The sequence below is a fragment of the Bifidobacterium sp. UTCIF-38 genome, from assembly GCF_006454495.1.
Classification (GTDB): domain Bacteria; phylum Actinomycetota; class Actinomycetes; order Actinomycetales; family Bifidobacteriaceae; genus Bifidobacterium; species Bifidobacterium callitrichos.
Window position 1 is genome coordinate 153,051 of record NZ_JFAL01000019.1, and the last position, 20,007, is coordinate 173,057.

Here is a 20,007-nt window from a genome sequence, read left to right on the forward strand (position 1 = left end):
AATCCAGGAGGGAATCGGTCTTCGGCCGAGCCGCTCACATGAAGAGGAACCAGGAGGCGACGTCCCAGCGGATGCGCACGGGCATGTTCATGCCGTCGGCGAACTGCTTGAGGAACAGGAACAGGAACGCGAGCGCCACCGCAATCGCGAACCCGCCGAACACGAGCCGCCGCAGCGTGTCATGCGCGTCGAGGACGCTCGCCTGCGCATCCGGACCCGGCATGATGTCCGCGCAGGCATTGGCGTCCCCGACGGCGTTGAGCTCGGTGTCGAGCGCGTAGAGCGCCACGAGCACCGCGATCATGATCATCCATGCGAAGTCGATCTCGTACCGGTAGTCGACGCCGGTGATGCGTGCGTTGATGAGGAAGGCGAGCAGAGCGCTCGTCAGGGCCCCGGCGACGAGCCCCGTGGCCCTGACCCGTCGGGCGAGCGGCCGCCACAGGACGACGGCGAACAGGATCAGGGCGAACGGCGCGTCGGTCATGAACCATCCGCCGAAATGCGGGTGCTCGGAACGCCACGTGGTCAGCGGAATCGCATCCCATCCGACGAACGGGAAGTGCGCCGTCAGGTTCGGCGGCTGGAACAGGTAGTGGAAGACGAACGCCGGATACTGGGTGAGCGGCGCGTGGAAGTGCGTCATGTCGTATCCGGTGAGATTGTAGGTGGCGCCGAAGTTCGTCGGCGAGCCGAACCGGACCATGTTGTACGCGAACTGCGGCGCGAACACGAGCAGGTACGGCACGATGGCGCACGCCCATACCGCAGCCTCCCGTACGAGGCCGCGACGGCCGGCGAGCCCGCCCCGCCACAGTCGCACGATGTCGTCGGCGAACAGGGGTATCGCGATCAGGGACGCGAGGATCACCTGCGGACGGCAGGCGATGGTCAGGGCCATGAGCAGCGACCCTCCGGCGAGGAACCGCAGGTCGAGGCCGCGCAGTCTCGCCTCGATCCACAGGCAGATGCCCCCGGCCGCGCAGGCCACCGCCATCTCCTGCGGGATCTGGTAGAACAGACCCAGCTGGATGAGCATGGCGATGCCGTTGCCGAGCATGATCATGACCATGCCGAGCATCACGGCGCCGAGCGAGACGGGGCGCCGGCGCGCGATCAGACGGGCGATCTGAATGACGAGCAGCGCGCATGCGACGGATGCGAGCAGGGCGCTGATGGCGACGCCCGCATTGGTGGGCAGACGCATGCCGGTGACGGCCTTGAACGGGGCGAACAGGAGCAGCGCCGGCAGGACGCCGAAGTAGCTGTAGTATTTGCCGTCGTGGAAGGCCACATCGAAGTAGATGGGCGTCTCGGGGTGATTCAGGGCGAGCAGCGTGCGCGAGCGCGTGTCGTACGGGTTGGCCATGTCTGCGAACGCGCCGTTGACCGGATAGTCGAGCCACGGACGGCCGTGGAGTATCGCGTCGGCGAGCCGCTGGTACTGGTCGGTGGCCTGATACGTGGCGTAGAAGTCCCAGTAGACGGGGTCCGGGCTCTCCTGCGGCGCGGCCATCGCGAACAGGGCAAGCGGCGTCAGACAGGTGAGCGCCGCGCATGCGCCGAGCGGCACGATGCAGGCGCGGCCGCGGCCGAAGGGCGTGCGGTAGAGGCGCGACGAGGGTCGGAACAGCACGATGAGCGCGGCGATGATGATCTCGACCGCCACTCGCAGCGGTTCGAATCGCAGCGGCACCCGGGGGTTGACGGTGATGGGGTTGTACGGGATGACCGCCCCCTTGTCCATCTGGTAGCGGATGCGCACGCGGGTGGCCCGTCCGCCGACCCTCGAATAGCGTGACGCCTCGGACGAGGGCGAGTATCCGACGTCGGCGTTGGCGTCGTACCAGCCTCCGTCGGTGTTCTTCGCGGTGGAGATCCGCCAGCGTACGGGATCGCCCTGATGGGGGTGTTCGGAGTTCGTATGCCCCATGTACAGGTATTCGATCCACTGGTCGGAGGAGATGTCGCGCCACGCCTGATCGGGGTCGGTGACGACGGCGATGCCTCCCTCCTCGACCACGAGTCCGGTGCCGACGCCGTCGTCATGCGCCTCGACGGGATGGCTCCCAAGCGTCTGCCAGAACGGCAGGTTGAAGACGAACAGTTCGAGGATAATGACGATGACGGCCGCGATGACGGCCGCGGCGTGTCTTCTGAAGGCGCTCGTCATAGCGGCGCGCGGATCGCTCTGCGGGGTCATCGGGCGGCTCCGTCAATGCCGGTGGCACCCGACGCGGCGCCATGCGCGGCGGACGCCGCGGCGGTCGGCATCCGCCGCATGTCGTCGCGTCCATGGCCGAGCCCCGAGGCGAACCGCCTGATCTGCGTGAGGTCGAGGATGCCCATGGCGACGAGCAGCGTCAGATATGCGGCGTATTCGAGCGCGTATACGAGGACGAGCACGATGAAGTTGCGGGTGGGCAGCACAGCGCCGAGCGCCGCCATGACGATCCACAGGACGACGTTGACGCCGACGGCGCGCCACGCGGTCTTCGACATGACGTCGCCGAACCTGCGACGCACCTGGACGTAGGAGACGGTCATCGTGGCGAACGTGGAGGCCATGCTCACGCCGGCCACGGCGGTGATGCCGCCGAAGCGCGCGGCGAGGACGAACGCGACGACCACGACCGGCAGGGAGATGCCGGAGAGCACGTCGGAGAACCGCGTGTCCCTCTCGGCGTTGAGCACCATGTTGAGCATCACGGTGGCGCCCATGAAGAAGCTGGAGAGCGACAGGCACGACAGGGCGGGTGCCGCCACGGCGAACTGCTGCGAGTAGAAGGACGACAGGAGGTTCGTGCTCGTCGCCGAGATCGAGACGGCCATCGGCAGGATGAACACCACCGCCAGCAGGACCAGTTCGCGCGCCTTGCCGAGCGCCTCGTCGCGAAGCCCCTGGCCGATCAGGCCGGAGACGACGGGCAGGATGATCACGGCGAACGCCTGCAGCAGATAGTAGGTGGTCTTGCCGAAGTTCATCGCACCCGTGTAGAAGCCGGCCATCCCGTCGGGCAGGTTCGCCTTGACGACGAGCGTGTCGGCGCTCAGCACCAGGGACGCCATGATGAAGAACAGGGAGAACGACAGCGTGCCGCGCGCGGCCTGACGCCAGCCGATGCGCGGCGCGCGCGATCCGTTCCCGTCCCCTCGCTTCAGGTCGATCAGATGGGGGGCGAGCATGAGCATGCCGAGCACGATGACGAGGACCATCGACGCGCAGTAGCCGACCTCGACGCCGATGACCGGGCGGTCGGGGAACACGAACATGATCAGCGGGATCGTGCCGAGCTTGATCAGCGGATACAGCGTGGACAGGAGCGCGCTGTGGCCGAAGCGCCTGAGGCCGTCGTTGATGCCGAGCATCACCACGTACAATCCGTTGGCCGGCACGAGGAAGGCGGCCAGACGCATGTACAGGTCGAGGGAGCGGTCGCCCAGCACGCGTCCGAACACGGGGGCGCCGGCCACGTCGATGAGCACGAACACGGCCACGATGCCCATCTGCACGGCCAGGGTCTTGACGATCAGGTCACGCGGATCGTAGCGTCCCGCCGACAGGGTGCGTGACAGTGACTGGCGTGCGCCGTTGGACACGAACAGGTATTCGATGTCGAGCACGGTGATCACCGTGCCGACCACTCCGTAGGCTGCGGGCGAGGCGAATCCGCCGAGGAAGAAGTGGATCGCGTAGCCGCTGATGAAGAACGCGAGGTTGCTGATGAGGTTCAGGATGAGTCCGCGATTCATCGGGCGTTTCCTTCTTTCTCTTGCTTTGGATTCGATGCGTTCGACGTGTTCGGTGCGCATGCGCACAGGGCGAGCGTGAACGGGATGACGACGAGCGCCCACAGCATGTATCGGCTCGCCGTGGGCTTGAGCGGGACGGAGATGGCGTTGGGCAGCAGGGAGAGCAGCGACCAGACCAGTGGCGCCGCGTAGACGGCCGGCAGCGCGGTGCGCATTCCCGGCGCCTTCGATCCGGTGCGCGCCCGTGGCCGCGCCAGACGGAACAGCAGGAACATGGGCGCGACGAACGTCCACAGTGCGGTGAGCGTGAGCACGTCGAGCACCGGCGTCGACTGCCAGAACCCCCACAGCGCATAGGCGCGCGCCTGTCCGTCCGGGTTCGACCGGTACGGGGGCATGCGGGAGAACGGCGGGCTGATCGCGTTGGCGATCTGGAACCAGATGCGGTTGGCCGTCGCCCGCGGCGCGGCCTGCGCAAGCTCGTCGAGGCCGATCCCCCGGTCGGTGACGTTCAGCGGCGTGCGCTTCAACGCGAACCATCCCGATTCCAGAGCGGCGAACGCCTGGATGTAGGAGTCCGGATGCCGCAGACCCATCGAGGCCCATGCCCTGAGATAGTCGCCGACGCCCGCGGGATCACGCAGCGAGTACTGGATGATCGGATCGGCGAGATACGGGTTGTAGTGTGCGGCCATGTCCTCGAACGGCACGTGGTTGACCCGGTCGATGGCGGCACGTTCGGCGTCGGTCACGTCGTCGGGATGGTCGAGCGCGTACCGTGCGGTCATCTGCATCGGCACGACCAGCAGCTGGTTGCGATCCTCGGCCACCACGTGCAATGGTCCGCGCACGGCGGCGGGGAACACGATCATGGCGATGATGGCCGTCACGGCCGCACAGGAGATGGCGCGCAGCCGGTCCGCGCGTGTCGGACCGTCATGCCGTCGCGCAGTGAGTCCGACCCGAGTCAGCGGCAGGCAGCACAGGGTCAGCACCGTCACGTACAGGCCGGTCATCGTGGTCAGGGCCGCGAGGACGGACAGGATCGTCAGACCCATCGCGAAACGGGGCGAGCGCAACGCCTTCAGACGGGTGCGCGCGGTCTCGGCGACCATCACGAGCCACGGCACGAACGCCAGCAGATGCAGGGAGTCCTTGACGATCGACATCATGAAGATCGGGAACGCGGGGAACAGCGAGAAGAACACGAAGAGCGCAATCCCCGCGCCACGCCCCGCCCCCGGCCGGCCGACGCGCGCCACGTATCGGCATACGCCCGTCAGCTCCAGCGCCATGATCACGCATTGCACGAGGATGTATGCGCTGATGCCGGTCTGATAGTCGCCGGCGAGCGCGTCGCCCAGCCGGGCGAGGGATCCGAAGACGATGGTGTCGAGGACGGGGTGGTGCGAGGAGATCGATCCGGCGGGCTGCCCGTAGGCCTCGATGCCGTACCATTGGGCGATCTGGTCGCCGGTGTCGTACCAGATGGTGCCCGGGTACATCATGACGATGATCGGACTCCAGCACAGGAGCATGAGGAGGGCGGGGAAGACGAGACGGCCCACGGGCGGCAGCGCGTGATAGCGCTCGGCGACGGCGGATGCGGCGCGGCGGAACGCGGCGGCGAGGTTCGCGAGTCGGCCGGCGTGGCGCTCGTCGCGGCGCCGGCCGGCATGGGGGACGCCGGGTTCGGTGGGCGTCATCAGCGCCTCGACGAGAAGGAACGCGACGAGCAGGACGACGGCGACAAGGATACTTCCGCCAACGAAACGGATGTCGAACGGGTCGATGGCCGCCACGGTGGCTGCCTCGTCCGCGGCCGTCACGATCGCGCCGGATACGAGGCAGATCGCCGCCTGTAGCGCCGACGGCGATCTGAACCTGCCCACAATCATGATTACGACGATAGGGGACGTCTCTTTCCTCAGGCGGCCAATTGGCTCATTGTTCACCGAGCGGTGTCATTGTGGTAACGCTCGGCGGGCATGTCCGTCGGCGTTTCCCCTCACGGGTGACTCGTACGAACGGGCGGACGGGCGGCCGATGCGCCGGCCTCGCACGGCGATCCGCCCGATATGAGAAAATAGACATGGTGTCAATATTCAGTGTTCGCGATGTTCCTGAAACGGGATTCTTGAATGGAGGTACCCCATGACCCATCACGGCAGGATCGATACGATGCGTATGGCCGACACGACAGGCGCTGCCGGATCAACGGTGACGGAGACGGATCCAAGGCTGACCGGATCACTGCCCGACTGGGTGCGTCACGGAATCTTCTGGCATGTCTACCCGCTGGGATTCTGCGGATGCGACATCCGCCCCCGGGGTCCGCGCGAATTCCACGGACGCGGACTCGACGCGCTGATCCCCTGGCTCGGCTACGCCCGTGACATGGGCGTCTCCGGTCTGCTGCTGGGGCCGATCTTCGAATCCGACACGCATGGCTACGACACGCTCGACCATATGCACGTCGACGTGCGTCTCGGCGGCGACCGCGCGTTCGACGCCCTGGCCGATGCCTGCCGCGACATGGGCCTGTCCATCGTCCTCGACGGCGTGTTCAACCACGTCTCGCGCAATCATCCCGCCGTCCGCGCGGCGATCGACGAGGCGTCCGGCAGCCTCTCCCCCGATGACGAGCCGTGGCGCGGACTGGTCCGGGCAAGGCTCGACGCCGCAGGAGCCCCCGTTCTGGACGTATTCGAGGGCCACGACAGGCTGGTCGACCTCGATCACGACAGTCCCGCGACCGTCGACTACGTCACCCGCGTGATGAACCACTGGCTTGATCGGGGCGCCTCGGGATGGCGCCTCGACGCCGCGTACGCGGTGCCGACCGGCTTCTGGGAGAAGGTGCTGCCGCGCGTCAGGCAGGCGCACCCGTACACGTGGATCTTCGGCGAGGTCATCCACGGCGACTATCCGGCGATCGTGGAGCGCTCGACGATGGACGCGGTCACGCAGTACGAGCTGTGGAAGTCGATCCAGCATGCGCTCGAGACCGACAACTTCTTCGAGCTCGACTGGAACCTCACACGCCACAACGCGTTCCTCGACGCGTTCGTGCCGCAGACGTTCATCGGCAACCACGACGTGACGCGCATCGCCTCGCAGATCGGCGCCGACAAGGCGGCGCTCGCCCTCGCGGTGCTGATGACGGTCGGCGGCGTGCCGAGCATCTACTACGGCGACGAACAGGGCTATGTGGGCGTCAAGCGCGAGGTGCTCGGCGGCGATGACGACATCAGGCCGAAGTTCCCCGACTTCCCCGACGAGCTGTCGAGGCTCGGCGAACCCGTCTACCGACTGCATCAGGCGCTGATCGCCCTGCGCAGGCGCAACCCGTGGCTGCTGGACGCGCGCACCGAGAAGGTGCTGCTCGAAAACAGGCGGTTCGTCTACCGTTCGATCGCCACGGACGGCTCCGACCGGCTCACCGTCGAGTTGGACATCGAGTCGAAGCCGTCCTTCGAGATCCAGGACGCATCCGGCACCGTTCTCTACCGGTACTGACGGCCGCGACGACGCCCCGCCGAGCGCCTGCCGGCCGTCTCGCGCTTAGCGCCGTAGCGCGCCTCCATGCGTCGTTCGTGGCGCTTGACCGCCTCGGAGCGCTCATCGGTGACGATGCGGTTCTCGTCGTGCCGGTGGATGCGCTTGCCGCCGTCGGAGGCGGAGGCGGATCCGGAACGCGGCTTCGAACCGTGCGACCGGCGACCCGAGACCGTACCGACCCCCCGACGGGAATCAGCGCGACGCGCCTCGGACCGGCCGCGATCGCGACGCCGACGGTCCGGCCTCGTCTCCCCCGGCTCCTTCGCATCCGCTCGACCGCGATCCGCGCCGTCCGACGACGCCTTGGGCATGTGCGCGAGCGCCTTGGCCCGATCGGCGCGAGCTGCTCCGGCCGACCGGACGGTCTTCGCCGCGCCGGATCTGCCGGATCTGCCGTTTCCGGCGTTTGCGCCGCCACGCGGGTCGACGGCCGGCTGAGTCTCGTCGAGGCTCCAGTCCTTGACGATCGGGGCCTTGACCCCCATGAGCTCCTTGACCTCGTCCGAGGCGTGCGTGACCTTCACCGGCCTGACCGTGATCCCCGCGGCCTTGAGCAGTCGGGAGACCTCGCGGCGCTCGTAGGGCAGCACGAGCGTGACCACGTCGCCGGCGCGGCCCGCTCGCGCGGTACGGCCGGAACGATGCGTGAACGACTTCGGGTCGGCGGGCGGGTCGACCTGGACGACGAGTTCGACGCCGGAGACGTCGATGCCGCGCGCCGCCACGTCGGTGGCGACCATCACGTTGACATCGCCCTGTTCGAACGCGGCGAGGTTGCGGTCGCGCTGGTTCTGGCTCAGGTTGCCGTGCAGCTGGGCCGCGGGCACGCCGCTGTTGGTCAGGCTCTTGGCGAGCTTCTTGGCCTGGAACTTGGTGCGGGTGAACAGGATGCGCCGGCCCGTGCCCGAGGCGAGCTGACGGACCACCTCGAACTTGTCGGCCTTCTCCACCTCGAACACGTGCTGGGTCATGAGGTCCGGCTCGGTGTTCACGTCGTCGACGCTGTGGGTCTTGGGATCGTGCAGGAACTCGCGCACCAGCTCGTCGACGCCATGGTCGAGCGTGGCGGAGAACAGCATGTGCTGGGCATCGGCCGGAATGCGCTTGAGGATGCGGCGCACCTGGGGCAGGAAGCCCATGTCGGCCATCTCGTCGGCCTCGTCGAGCACGACGACCCCTACGTCGGATAGGGTGAGCAGACGCTGATTGAGCAGGTCCTCGAGGCGCCCCGGGCATGCGACGACGATGTCGGCGCCCGCCATGAGGTCGCGCACCTGACGGTTCTGCTTGACGCCGCCGTACACGGTGGTGGTGGTCATGCCCGCCATCTGCGCGAGCGGCTGGATGACCTCGTTGATCTGGTTGGCGAGTTCGCGCGTCGGCGCGAGGATGAGCCCGCGCGGATGCGGGTGGAAGCCGCCGGCCTCGCGTTCGGCGAGATGCTCCCGGCGGATGGCCTTGACGTTGCGGCGGTATTCGGCCATCGGCATGCCCGGCTCCCACGCGGCCTCCATGAGACGCGCGGCGAGCGGGATCGAGAATGCGAGGGTCTTGCCGGAGCCGGTGCGGCCTCGGCCGAGGATGTCACGGCCGGCCAGCGAATCGGGCAGGGTGTCGGCCTGGATGGGGAACGCCTCGCTCTTGCCGTCGGCGGCGAGCACGCGCAGCAGCGGGCCGGGTACGCCGAGATCGGCGAAGGTGACGGCCTGTCCGTCACCCTCGCCGCCCATGTTCGGCGAAGCGGATGATACTGAAGAATCGGTAATGGGCACGATGGCCTTTCATATGTAGGGGAAAACGCGCGTCCCGCGCGCAAACTCCCCTACATTACCCCGTGCCCGATACTTTGCCTTTGCCGTCCGTGCCGGCGTCGCCCTGTGCCGGCGTTCAGCGGTAGTTGCGTTCGATGAGGATGTCGGAGACGGTCAGGTTGGCGTCGTTGACGAGGTTGAACAGGATCACGTCGGCGAGCTCGCCGGGGTCCATGAACGTGTGCTGCTTCTCCTCGGACACGTAGTCGTGGCTGTCGCGGTAGAAGTCGGTGTCGATGCCGCCGGGGTATACGCCGACGATCTTGACGCTCGAGCCCTTGTAGGCGGCCTTGAGGCTCTGCGTGTAGCCCTTCTCGCCCCACTTGGCGGCGCAGTAGACCGATTCGTTGGCGTTGCCGCGCGTGGCGGCGGTGCTCATCACGTTCGCGATCTTGAGGTCCGTCTCGCCGTCGGCCTTGAGCGTCTCGACGCTCCACAGGATCATGCCCTTGAGCCCCTTGAGACAACGGTCGACGTCGGCGCCCTCGTAGGCGATGGGCGCCTTGAACGAGGGCTGTCCGGCGTTGTTGATCAGCAGGTCGATGTGGCCGAGGCCCGCGATCTCGGCGACGGACGCCTTCACGAACGCCTCGTCGGACACGTCGCCGACGAAGGCGCGGTACGAGTCGGCGCCGAGGGCCTCGGCGAGCGCGGCCTGACGTTCGGCGTCGAAGTCGACGCCGGCCACGAACCAGCCGCGCTCCGTGAGGCGCACGGCCAGTTCCCGGCCGAGCCCGGAGGCGCTTCCGGTGACGATCGCGATCCTCTTCCCGTTCGTTGCGTGAGCCATGATGATTCCCTGCCTTCCGACGTATCCGTCCGATGGTGTGATTGTCACGGTCAGCGTATCGAACCGTTCAGACGCACGTTTCAGGCGATCTGCGAGGCGGATGCGGGGATCCACATCGCGAACCAGTTCTCCTCGTCGGGGCGGGCGATGTGGTCGGCGGTCCAGCGGCGGCATGCGGCGAAGAACCCCCGCATGAGTTCCGCGTACGCCGCCCTGAGACGGGTGAGCGGGGTGACGTTCGTGTGGATGTGTGCTGCGGTCATGGCGGTCAGTGCTCCTTCGGACATTGGTGCCGATACGGCACGGCCCGTATGCGGATATGACAATCCTCCATATGAGCCATTCGTACCGGTTGGTCTATGCACTTCTTCGCTGCAGCCCGAAGCTGATTACAGGATACGTTCTGGGAAGGCTCGCCACGGTGCGGGAAATGTCGCTTGCGGATGCCGTAATAGTAAAATCGTGCGCAGCCGAGATCATATGATCATATGCGCATGACGTGAAGGAGCAGGGCATGGGGATGACGGCAGAACCGCAGGAGACGCGGCGGCTGTCGCTGCTGTCGGATCTGTCGGAACGGGTGCCGTATGCGGTGCGGGGGCTGCCGGTGTACGCCCGATGCGATTCGCTGTCGATCTACGACTACCGGTGCGCATGCCACTGGCACCGGGATCTGGAGTTCGTGCGTGTGGTCAGCGGCACGATGCGCTATTTCGTCAACGGCGCGGTCACACGGCTCGCGGCGGGCGAGGGGCTGGTGGTCAACTCGAGCCGGCTGCACTACGGCTTCTCCCCCGACCGGCAGGAGGCCCGGTTCTCCTGCGCGGTGATCGACCCGCAGCTCGTCGAGGGGTTTTCGCAGGGCGTGGCCGCACGCTGCGAGCGCGCGTTCGCGCAGGACATGGACGACCTGCTGTTCCTCTCCCCCGACGTGGATTGGCAGCGCGGCGTGCTCATGGACATCGACAGGATCGTCGAACAGCTGCACGGCGAACGGCGTCTGCGCCCGTCGGAGGTGGGCCGGCCGATGGACGACGCGGACGACCTCGACCCGCTGCCGGCGGCGATGACCGCGATCGGCCTGATCGATCAGGTGCTGGACCGGTTCCGGCCGGCCCGTCGATCGGACGGGACAGGACCGGCGCCGTATGGCATCCACGGCGACGGCACGGCCGACACGACCGGCACAACCGCCGGCCCCGATCCCGTCGTATCGGCGTCGGACGACCAGCGTGACCGCCTCACCGTGCTGCGCATGACCGGACTGATCCAGCGCCGGTTCGCCGAACCGCTGTCGCTGGACGACATCGCGGCGGCCGGCAGCGTGGGCCGTAGCCGATGCTGCGCGCTGTTCCGGCGTTACGTGGGACGCACACCGAACGAGTATCTCGCCGACCGGCGTCTGGAGGAGGCGAAGCGCCTGCTCGACGGCACGAACGGGTCGGTCGCGGAGATCGCGCGCGCCTGTGGCTTCGCGTCGTCGAGCTACTTCATCAGCGTCTTCCGGCGGCGCACCGGCCTGACCCCCAAGGCCTACCGGGCGCGGTAGCACCGTCCGGTGCATCCGTCCTTCACCCGATGCGGCGTCTCCCGCGGCCCCTTCGGACCGCTTCTTCTCTCCCCATTACCATGTTTTGTAGGCCTCGTTAGTCGGGGTCTGGTCGCCGGTTCCGGTATGACTCTCTTGCCCTGTCGTTGATGATCCGGGGGTGTTGTCGCCGGGAGCGGGGGCGTTCGCAGACCGCTGATAGGAATCAGGCCGCCCGCACGGACGCTTCGGGACGCATGGCGCAGGTCTCTTCGTAATGTGGATGCGGCGCGGACGCCCGGACCCGCATCCATACGGGGTCCACGGCGGCCGAAACGACCAGCGGAAGGAAAACGGACGATGACACCGGACGACATCGACCTCTGGGTCGGACTGGACGTGGGCAAGAGCGCGCACCACGCGTGCGCCCTCGACCGCGACGGCCGCACCGTGTACGACAAGCCGCTCAAGCAGGACGAGAGGGCCATCCGCGCCATGCTCGAACGGCTCTCCGGGCGGGGGCGGGTGCTGCTGGTCGTCGACCAGCCCAACACCATCGGGTCCCTGCCCCTGACCGTGGCGCGCGACATGGGCGTGCGGGTCGCCTACCTGCCCGGCTCGTCGATGCGCAAGACCGCGGACCTGCTGCCCGGCAAGGCCAAGACCGACAGGCGCGACGCGTACGTGATCGCATGGGCCGCGCTCAAGCTCCCCGAGAGCCTGCGGGACGCGGGCCCGGACGACGAGACCCTCGCCGCCCTGAAGATCCTGGCCGGCCACGACGAGGACCTCGCCCACGAATCCACCCGGCACATCAACCGCCTGCGCAGCCTGCTGCTGCACACCCACCCCGCGTTCGAACGCGCCCTGAAGGGCGAACGCATCACGCGCGACGCGACCCTCGCGCTGCTCGAACGCTACGGCGGGCCCGCGGCCATGAACGCCGCGGGCGCCGACGAGGTCCGCCGGTGGGCGCGCGACAACCGGCTGCACGCCGGACGGATCATCGACGACATGTTCGGGGCGATCGGCGAGCAGACCGTCACCGTGCCCGGCACCGCCACGGCCGAGAGCATCATCCCCGCCATCGTCCGGGACATCAGGGCCATCAAGGAACGCCGCCGGCAGGTCGGCGAACAGGTCGAGTCCCTGCTGGAGGACCACCCTCTTCTCACGGTCCTGACGTCGATGCCCGGGATAGGCGTCAGGACCGCAAGCAACATCCTGCTCTCCATCGGCGGCGACGTCACCGGCTTCGCATCGGCCGCGCACCTGGCCTCATACGCCGGCATCGCGCCCGTCACCAGCCAGTCCGGCACCAGCATCAAAGGCGAGAAGCCCGCACGCGCCGGCAACAAACGCCTCAAGAACGCCCTCTGGCAGGCCGCGTTCGTCGCCTCCGTCAAACACCCCGCCTCCAGGACCTACTACAAACGCAAACGCGAACAGGGCAAGCACCACAACGCCGCCATCATCTGCCTCGCCCGACGACGCTGCGACGTGATCTACAGCATGCTCAAAAACGGCACCCTCTACCAGGAACAAACCCTCGCCGCCTGAAACCAACCGACACGGACCACGGCAACGAACAGCCAAGGCCAAGGCGAAGCACGCCCATCACAACCAACCCAGACACGACACAACAACCCCTCACAAGGTTGACAAAAACATAGGAACACATTACCAGTACGCAATGGCGAGGCGGAACGGGGATGCGCTGCCACTCAACGCGATAATCGCCGAAAATCGCGTTCGGCGGCACAGGATGCTGCCACTCAACGCATTTTTGGCCGCATTCTTCATTGAGCGGCAGCAGTCAGCCCATAAGGCACGATTCTCCGTTGAAACGCGTCTCTCAAAAACGTTGGAAAATGGCCATTTTGGGTATCGCGACGATTCACACCGGATGATAGGAGTCGCGTGATCGCTGCCACTCAACGCGAAAACTGCCGAAAAACACATTGAGCGGCAGCATCTCGTGCCACTCAGCGCGGATTACGGGGATTATCGCATTGAGTGGCAAATCAACCGCCAATCCAAACCCATAACATGCCTATCAATCAACAGAAAAGCTTCCGAAAGGTCTTCTCGGCTTCCCTGCCGATCCCGCGAATGGTCATCGCCATATATGCCATCCGAAGATCTAGACATAAAAAGACGGCCCCCTAGCACATTGAAGGGGGCCGAACGGTTACCGGACGCGGTGACTACTGGATGTCGGGGTCGTCCTTCTCGATGGTGCCGGTGGCCTTGCCGATGGCCTTGAGGCCATGGTAGGCGACGAGGATCACGATCGTGCCGATGGCGATGCCGTTGAACTGGATGCCATTGAACGCGAACTCGAACTGGCCGATGGCGATGATCATCACGATCGCGGCGACCATGATGTTGAGCGGCTTGTCGAAGTTGACCTTGTTCTCCACCCAGATGCGGATGCCCATCATGCCGATCATGCCGTAGAGCAGCGTGGTGACGCCGCCGAGCACGCCGGCGGGGATCGTGTTGATGATCGCGCCGAACTTCGGGCACAGGCTCAAAAGGAGCGCGAAGCCGGCCGCGCACCAGTAGGCGGCGGTCGAATACACCTTGGTGGCGGCCATCACGCCGATGTTCTCGCCGTACGTGGTGGTGCCGGAGCCGCCGCCGAAGCCGGCGATCGCGGTGCCGAGGCCGTCGGCGAACAGGGCGGTGCCCATCTGGCCGTCGTAGTCGCGGCCGGTCATCTGCGCCACGGACTTGACGTGGCCGACGTTCTCGGCGACAAGCACGAGCACGACGGGCAGGAACATCGGCAGGATCGAGAAGTCGACCTGCGGGGTGTGGAACTGCGGCAGGCCCACCCACGCGGCCTTGCCGATCGCGGAGAAGTCGACCTGTCCGCGGACGCACGCGTACACGTAGCCGATGATCACGCCGAGCAGGATGTTGAGGCGTCCCGCCAGACCGCGGAACAGGACGGCGACGAGCAGCACGGCCACGAGCGTGACGAGCGCGGTGTCGGGGGCGGCCTTGAAGTTGTTCCACACGCTGGGCGCGAGGTTGAAGCCGATGATCGCGACGATGGCGCCGTTGACGACCGGCGGCATGATGATGTCGATCCACTTCGAGCCCGCGTAGTGCACGGCCACGCCGATCAACGCGAGCAGCAGGCCGGTGACCATGATGCCGAAGCTGGCGACGGCGATGCCCTTGCCCGCGGTCGTCACGGCGGTGATCGGCGCGATGAAGCCGAAGCTGGAGCCGAGGTAGCTCGGCAGCACGTTCCTGTTGATGAGCAGGAACAGCGCGGTCGACAGCGCAGTGAAGAACAGGGTGGTGGACGGGTCGAAGCCCGTGAGGATCGGCACGAGGAACGTGGCGCCGAACATGGCGACGACGTGCTGCGCGCCGATGCCGGCGGTGCGGCCCCACGTCAGGCGCTCATCGGGTTCGACGACCTCGCCGGGGCGCAGCGTCTTGCCGTCCCCGTGCAGATTCCATTGGAAGATGTTGCCTTTGGGCGCGGATGTGCTCATATGCGGCTCTCCTTAGCTTCTCTCGCGCGGGCATGACCTTCAGCCCGCGAATCCGAAGCCATTGTAGCCGCCTCACGGCACGTTCCGGTTCACCCGCCGTTCACTTGCCGTAATATTCGCGCAGATGCGGGTCGACGGCCTGCACCACATCGACCAGATCGCCGTTGGACAGGTAGGGGCGTTTGAACTCGCGCCACTCGTTGACCTTCACCTCCCACTTGCCGGTCTCCTCGTTGAGTACCGGGCGGGCGGTCTGCTCCCAGCGCACGCGCTTGGAGGTTCGTCCGGTCTCCGGGTCGCGGCGCGTGTAGTGCAGGCACGTGCAGTTGGTGATCGCCCAGTCCGGCGAGTCGGCGCGGTGAAGGAACTCCTCGTCGGAGAGGTCCTCGATGGTGAGCATCATGGCGAGCATGAAGTCGCCGTGCGTGACCATGACGACGCTGCCTGCATCCGACTTTCGCGACAGGGAGGTGAGCACGTTGTGCACGCGGTCCTCGGCCACGTCGGCGATGGATTCGCCTGCCGGCGGACGCCAGTAGAGCGGGTCCGTGTTCTTGAACATCCAGTTGCGCGCGTAGTTGGTGCGGAATTCGTCTTTGGTGATCGTGTTGATCTCGCCCCAGGAGCGTTCGCGGATGACGCGGTTCTCCTCCCATTTGGCCTTGGGCAGGGCCATGGTGGCGGCGGTCTCGCGCGTGCGCACGTATGGGGAAACCATGTAGCGGTCGAACAGCTGCTGCTGGCCGACGAGCCAGCGTCCGATGCAGTCGGCCTGCTTGCGGCCTATGGCGGTGAGCCTCCACGAACGGTCCGGCACGGTGACGTTGTCCTGTGTGTACAGGGAGTTGTCTCCCCTGTTGCCGGCGTTGACGATGACGTTCGCCTCGGATTCTCCATGCCGAATCACATACAAATCAAGCGGCATGCTCATACGGTCTTCCTCGTTTCGGGTTCCTTGAAGAGTTCCTTGAAATACCCGCACCAGCGTAGTCGATGCGCGACGTCGAGGTCCATGCGAGTGCGCCGGAGGCGGAAAAGTTCATCGAACGTTCAGACGCGCCGGCCCCGCGGACCCGACCGCGGTCAGGCGATCGGGGCATGCGACGTATGCGACCGTCAGGCGATGGTGACCGGTGTGCCGGACGGGATCTGGTCATAGAACCACTTCGCGTCCGCGATGCTGAGCCTGACGCAGCCGTGCGAGGCGGGACGACCCAGCTTGTCGCCCTCATCCGGAAGGTACTGTCCGGCGTTCTCGTTCGTCGGCACCGAGTGGAACAGGTACGGGCCCGTGATGCGCACCCAGTAGTCGGCGCCCATCCTCTCCTCGGGATTGTAGAAGTGGTCGCCGCGCACGCCGATGGTGAATGAGCCGTGCGGCGTGGTGTCGTTCATGCCGGTGCTCACGATCATGGAGTAGATGGTCTCGCCGTTCGATTTGATGTAGACACGCTGCTTGGCAAGGCTCACGTCGATGCTGAGGTTCCGGTAGCGCGACAGGTCCGGCTGGGCGCCGCCGGTGGGGTTCGTCCAGCGGGCGCGGGCGAGCTCCTGATTGACCGCGGGCACCTTCCCGCGGGTCAGCGCCGTCGATTTCGCTGACTTCCTCGCGGTATCGGCGGTATCGGCGGTATCGGCGTCGACCGTCCTGTCGGCCGCGGTCTCGACCTCGGCGACCGGCGCGCCTGCCGCGACGCTCGCCCGATCCGCCTCGACGGTGCGCGCATGCCACATGAGACCCGTCATGCACAGAATGACGGCGAGTACCGCACAGATGACGATCTGCGCGATGAGAAGGAGATCCGTATGGCTACGGTGACGACCGATGTATTCCGACTCGCGATCCATCTTCCGCCCCCTTGGTGTTCCGGCTGGAATGGTCCCGGCAATATCCGGAGAATCCGACACCTCATGGTACCGGATTCTCCGGACCCGCAACAGGCGCCCGGGCGTAGAATCACCCGTAAGAATAATCACCAATAATCACAGCCAATCACGGCATCGATCACGGGAAAAACGTGGGGATGCATGCAACGCAAGGGAGGCGGACATGGCGTACGCGGTGGTCACCGGAGCATCGAACGGCATCGGACGGGAGCTGGCGGCCCTGCTGGCGCGCGACGGGCATGATCTGGTGATCGTGGCCCGCGGCAGGGCGGGGCTTGACCGGGTGAAGTCGGTGCTGGAGCGCGACTTCGGCGTCCATGTGGAGACGCTCGCCGCGGACCTGTCCGAGGAAGGCGCGCCCGAGCGTCTGCACGAGTTCACCCGCTCGCGCGGGCTCCAAGTCGACACGCTGGTCAACAACGCCGGATTCAGCGAGTGGACGACGTACCTTGACGGCGACTGGGACCGCCAGCGGCGGATGATGCGTCTGAACATGGAGGCCCTCGCCACGCTCACCCGCCTGTACGGACGGGACATGCGCGACGCCGGATACGGCAGGATCCTCAACATCTCGTCGGTCGCCTCGATGATGGCCGGCCCCTGGATGGCGATGTACTTCGCGTCGAAGGCGTTCGTACGTTCGTTCTCCGAGGCGGTCGCCTACGAGCTCAAAGGCACGGGGGTGACGGTCACGTGCGTGTGCCCCGGCCCCACGTCCACCGGGTTCGCGAAGGCCGCGCACATGTCGGGACGGAACTTCTTCACAATGACCAGGCCCGCCACGGCCCGCGGGCTCGCCTTGTACGCGTATCGCAGGATGAACGCGGGCGCCGTGCTCGCCTACCCCGGAGCGTTCACGAAGGCCGGGGCGTTCGCCGAACGCGCGCTGCCGCGTGCGCTGACGCGCCGGATCGCCGCGTTCATGAACGGCGGGCGTCCCAAGGCCTAGAACACGAGGAACGAGACGGCGGTGAGCGTGAACAGACTCGCCACGGTGGTGGCGAGCACCATGCCGATCGCGTATTCGGGCTGGTTGCGCTCGCGTTCGGCGAACATGACCATCGTGCTCATCGTGGGCAGGCCGGAGATGAGCGTCATCATGTGCACCATGTCCGGGTTCGCGGGTGTAAGGCCGAGCATCGGCGGCACGAACGTGAGCAGCGCGTAGAATCCGATCGGGAACGCGAGCATCTTGGCCAGGATGCCGACGTACAGTTCGTATTTCCTCAGAACCCCGGTCCAGTCGCGGATCGCGAACAGTCCGCCCAGATACACCATCGACAGGGGCGAGGCGACGCCGCCGAGCTTCTGCAGCGGGGAGAGCAGCACCCCGGGCACGCGCACGTCGGCGAGGATGAGCACGACGGCGAGCACGACCGCGATCAGTGCGGGGCTCACGAGCGGGGAAAGACGGTCCAGCCAGCCATGCGCCGGACGTTCGTCGGCGACCGACTGACGGTCGTCGACCTTCTTGCACGTCCACACGCCGTACGTCCACAGCAGGAACTGGTCGACGATGCTCATGAGCGCGAAGTAGAGCGCGCCCTTGGTGGGGAACAGTGCGATGACGAGCGGCAGTCCGATGAATCCGGCGTTGCCGAACACGAAGCATCCGCGGAACATGCGGCCGCGTTCCCGCCTTAATCGCAGCACGTATGACAGTGCGGTGAACACGGCGATGAGCAGGCCGTACATAACGAGGGTCATCGCGATGATCGCGTCGGATCCGATGAGATCGGCGCGCGTGGTGCCGGCCACGGCGTTGGAGAACACCAGCAGCGGGATGCCGACCTTGAGGATCAGCGAGCAGATGCCGTTCAGCGCGGCCTCGCCCAGCACCCTGGTCTTCACGCAGATGTATCCGACCGCCATCATCACGGCCATGCCGATCATCTGGCCGAGCACGATATCGAACTGTTGCACGCTACTTCCCCCTTTTTTTTCAGAACACGAGCTGGACGAGCAGCATGTAGACGATCGTGCCGCCGGCGATGGAGACGAGCATGTTGCGCCGCCACAGATGCAGGGCGACGATCGCCGTGCATGCGATCAGCTCGGGCAGACCGTGGTCGCCGGTGGTGATCGGCGTGTCGCGCAGGGCGTAGACGACCAGCAGACCGGTCATCGCATACGGCAGCACCCTGCCGAAGTATTCGATGATGCGCGGCGGCCGCTTCGACTCGGGGAACACGAGGAACGGCACGAACCTGGTGAGCATCGTACCCGCCACCACGGCGAGGATCGTGAGGATTCCCTGCATTACGGTCATGGTCATCGCACCCGCTCCTTTCCCTCGGCGCCATTCCCATCGGTGTCATCGGCGACATCGGCCGCCGCGCCCGTCGCGAGGTCGTCGAGCCACGGGCGCAGCAGGACGAACAGGACGATCATCGCCGCCATCGCCGGGATCATGAACCCGTCAGAGCCGAACAGGGCGAGGCAGGCGATCGAGACGCCGACGCCGATCAGCGCGCTGATCCTGCCGCGACGGCCGGTGTCCGACCCCATCCACTGCTCGAGGAAGATGACCAGGAACATGGCGGTCAGCACGAACTCGAGGCCGGACGTGTCGAACGGCAGGTTCGCGCCGAGGATCCCGCCGAGCGTCGCGCCCGTCACCCAGTACGACTGGTTGAGCAGCGTGACCCACAGGTACAGCCATCCCCGGTCCACGCCCTCGGGAACATGGACGGACGAGTTGACGGCGAACGTCTCGTCGCACATGCCGAAGATCAGCAGCGGACGCTTCCAGCCGAGACCGCGGAACCGTCCCAGCATCGACAGCCCGTAGAACAGGTGCCGTGCGTTGACCATCAGGGCGAGCAGGAACGCGGCCAGCGGATTGAACGCGGACAGGAGCAGGTTCACGGTGACGAACTCCATGGATCCGGCGAAGATGAACGCGCTCATGCACATGGGCCATACGAACGAGAAGCCCTTGGTACCCATGAGCATGCCGTACGAGCAGCCGAGGAACAGGAAGCCCAGCGCGATCGGCACGGTCAGCGGGAACGCCGCCTTCAATGCCCTGATCCGTACGCCGCGCCCCGCCATGGCTCCGCCCCTTTCGTCCTGTGTTCGACCCTTCGTGTGGTCACCCGGGGCAATATAGCACCGTTCCCGCCTAGGCGGGAACGCGATGCTCACATGGTCGGGGCGTTC

The 20,007-nt window shown here is 66.3% G+C and carries 16 protein-coding genes; 4 read left to right on the top strand and 12 right to left on the bottom strand.

From position 1 onward, the window contains the following. Positions 1-34 precede the first annotated feature (34 nt). From BW11_RS06945 to BW11_RS06955, 3 genes are read right to left on the bottom strand one after another with little or no spacing between them, the layout of a single operon-like run. Positions 35-2,203: a hypothetical protein gene (locus tag BW11_RS06945; RefSeq protein WP_140445060.1), complete on the bottom strand. Its 2,169-nt coding sequence runs from the start codon at positions 2,201-2,203 to the stop codon at positions 35-37. Continuing rightward, positions 2,200-3,753 carry a hypothetical protein gene (locus BW11_RS06950; protein WP_140445061.1) on the bottom strand — a complete coding sequence of 518 codons (1,554 nt, stop codon included), beginning with the start codon at positions 3,751-3,753 and terminating at the stop codon, positions 2,200-2,202. Before BW11_RS06950 ends, BW11_RS06945 begins: the two co-directional genes overlap by 4 nt. After that, complete coding sequence (locus BW11_RS06955; RefSeq protein ID WP_140445062.1) at positions 3,750-5,651, bottom strand: DUF6020 family protein; 1,902 nt, start codon at positions 5,649-5,651, stop codon at positions 3,750-3,752. Before BW11_RS06955 ends, BW11_RS06950 begins: the two co-directional genes overlap by 4 nt. A 289-nt stretch (positions 5,652-5,940) precedes the next feature. On the opposite strand from BW11_RS06955, the gene BW11_RS06960 reads away from it, so the two are divergent. Next, positions 5,941-7,272 carry an alpha-amylase family protein gene (locus BW11_RS06960; protein WP_181162526.1) on the top strand — a complete coding sequence of 444 codons (1,332 nt, stop codon included), beginning with the start codon at positions 5,941-5,943 and terminating at the stop codon, positions 7,270-7,272. Here the strand turns inward: BW11_RS06960 and BW11_RS06965 are convergent. The 3 genes from BW11_RS06965 to BW11_RS06975 all read right to left on the bottom strand — a co-directional run bounded on the left by BW11_RS06965 (position 7,260) and on the right by BW11_RS06975 (position 10,178). Beyond that, a complete protein-coding gene (locus BW11_RS06965; protein ID WP_140445064.1) occupies positions 7,260-9,044 on the bottom strand; it encodes a DEAD/DEAH box helicase in 1,785 nt (594 codons plus the stop codon). The genes BW11_RS06960 and BW11_RS06965 overlap by 13 nt on opposite strands. A gap of 157 nt (positions 9,045-9,201) precedes the next feature. Beyond that, positions 9,202-9,915: an SDR family oxidoreductase gene (locus tag BW11_RS06970; RefSeq protein WP_140445065.1), complete on the bottom strand. Its 714-nt coding sequence runs from the start codon at positions 9,913-9,915 to the stop codon at positions 9,202-9,204. Between the two features lie 80 nt (positions 9,916-9,995). Beyond that, the gene (locus BW11_RS06975; protein ID WP_107044752.1) at positions 9,996-10,178 is read right to left on the bottom strand and encodes a hypothetical protein; all 183 of its coding nucleotides are present in this window, start codon (positions 10,176-10,178) and stop codon (positions 9,996-9,998) included. Between the two features lie 251 nt (positions 10,179-10,429). On the opposite strand from BW11_RS06975, the gene BW11_RS06980 reads away from it, so the two are divergent. Next, entirely contained in the window at positions 10,430-11,464 is a 1,035-nt protein-coding gene (locus BW11_RS06980) for an AraC family transcriptional regulator (RefSeq protein WP_140445066.1), read from the top strand. A 339-nt stretch (positions 11,465-11,803) separates the two neighbouring features. Further along, on the top strand, positions 11,804-13,003 hold the full coding sequence (locus tag BW11_RS06990) for an IS110 family transposase (protein WP_140445068.1): 1,200 nt from the start codon (positions 11,804-11,806) through the stop codon (positions 13,001-13,003). A 647-nt stretch (positions 13,004-13,650) separates the two neighbouring features. On the opposite strand, the gene BW11_RS06995 is transcribed toward BW11_RS06990, so the two are convergent. From BW11_RS06995 to BW11_RS07005, 3 genes are all read right to left on the bottom strand, one after another. Further along, a complete protein-coding gene (locus BW11_RS06995) occupies positions 13,651-14,958 on the bottom strand; it encodes a uracil-xanthine permease family protein (protein WP_140445069.1) in 1,308 nt (435 codons plus the stop codon). Positions 14,959-15,058: 100 nt separating this feature from the next. Further along, entirely contained in the window at positions 15,059-15,889 is an 831-nt protein-coding gene (locus BW11_RS07000; RefSeq protein ID WP_107044755.1) for a histidine phosphatase family protein, read from the bottom strand. Between the two features lie 185 nt (positions 15,890-16,074). Next, positions 16,075-16,806, bottom strand: a complete 732-nt coding sequence (locus BW11_RS07005) for a L,D-transpeptidase (protein ID WP_375137645.1) — start codon at positions 16,804-16,806, stop codon at positions 16,075-16,077. Positions 16,807-17,008: 202 nt separating this feature from the next. Here BW11_RS07005 and BW11_RS07010 point away from each other — a divergent pair, with 202 nt between their 5' ends. After that, on the top strand, positions 17,009-17,794 hold the full coding sequence (locus tag BW11_RS07010; protein ID WP_140445070.1) for an SDR family oxidoreductase: 786 nt from the start codon (positions 17,009-17,011) through the stop codon (positions 17,792-17,794). Here the strand turns inward: BW11_RS07010 and BW11_RS07015 are convergent. Genes BW11_RS07015 through BW11_RS07025 form a run of 3 tightly spaced genes read right to left on the bottom strand, consistent with a single transcriptional unit; the run spans position 17,791 to position 19,899 of the window. Further along, on the bottom strand, positions 17,791-18,768 hold the full coding sequence (locus BW11_RS07015) for an AEC family transporter (protein ID WP_140445071.1): 978 nt from the start codon (positions 18,766-18,768) through the stop codon (positions 17,791-17,793). The two genes, BW11_RS07010 and BW11_RS07015, sit on opposite strands and share 4 nt — an antisense overlap. 19 nt (positions 18,769-18,787) lie before the next feature. Continuing rightward, complete coding sequence (locus BW11_RS07020; RefSeq protein ID WP_140445072.1) at positions 18,788-19,120, bottom strand: branched-chain amino acid transporter permease; 333 nt, start codon at positions 19,118-19,120, stop codon at positions 18,788-18,790. After that, complete coding sequence (locus BW11_RS07025) at positions 19,117-19,899, bottom strand: AzlC family ABC transporter permease (protein ID WP_181162527.1); 783 nt, start codon at positions 19,897-19,899, stop codon at positions 19,117-19,119. The genes BW11_RS07020 and BW11_RS07025 overlap by 4 nt, the downstream gene beginning before the upstream one ends. Positions 19,900-20,007 lie beyond the last annotated feature (108 nt).

Coding starts and splice junctions, on each gene's coding strand:
- BW11_RS06945 (WP_140445060.1), bottom strand. CDS start 2,203: ATGACCCCGCAGAGCGATCCGCGCGCCGCTATGACGAGCGCCTTCAGA.
- BW11_RS06995 (WP_140445069.1), bottom strand. CDS start 14,958: ATGAGCACATCCGCGCCCAAAGGCAACATCTTCCAATGGAATCTGCAC.
- BW11_RS06970 (WP_140445065.1), bottom strand. CDS start 9,915: ATGGCTCACGCAACGAACGGGAAGAGGATCGCGATCGTCACCGGAAGC.
- BW11_RS07020 (WP_140445072.1), bottom strand. CDS start 19,120: ATGACCATGACCGTAATGCAGGGAATCCTCACGATCCTCGCCGTGGTG.
- BW11_RS06960 (WP_181162526.1), top strand. CDS start 5,941: ATGGCCGACACGACAGGCGCTGCCGGATCAACGGTGACGGAGACGGAT.
- BW11_RS07010 (WP_140445070.1), top strand. CDS start 17,009: ATGGCGTACGCGGTGGTCACCGGAGCATCGAACGGCATCGGACGGGAG.
- BW11_RS06965 (WP_140445064.1), bottom strand. CDS start 9,044: ATGGGCGGCGAGGGTGACGGACAGGCCGTCACCTTCGCCGATCTCGGC.
- BW11_RS06955 (WP_140445062.1), bottom strand. CDS start 5,651: ATGATTGTGGGCAGGTTCAGATCGCCGTCGGCGCTACAGGCGGCGATC.
- BW11_RS06980 (WP_140445066.1), top strand. CDS start 10,430: ATGGGGATGACGGCAGAACCGCAGGAGACGCGGCGGCTGTCGCTGCTG.
- BW11_RS07005 (WP_375137645.1), bottom strand. CDS start 16,806: ATGGATCGCGAGTCGGAATACATCGGTCGTCACCGTAGCCATACGGAT.
- BW11_RS07025 (WP_181162527.1), bottom strand. CDS start 19,899: ATGGCGGGGCGCGGCGTACGGATCAGGGCATTGAAGGCGGCGTTCCCG.
- BW11_RS07000 (WP_107044755.1), bottom strand. CDS start 15,889: ATGAGCATGCCGCTTGATTTGTATGTGATTCGGCATGGAGAATCCGAG.
- BW11_RS06975 (WP_107044752.1), bottom strand. CDS start 10,178: ATGACCGCAGCACACATCCACACGAACGTCACCCCGCTCACCCGTCTC.
- BW11_RS06950 (WP_140445061.1), bottom strand. CDS start 3,753: ATGAATCGCGGACTCATCCTGAACCTCATCAGCAACCTCGCGTTCTTC.
- BW11_RS06990 (WP_140445068.1), top strand. CDS start 11,804: ATGACACCGGACGACATCGACCTCTGGGTCGGACTGGACGTGGGCAAG.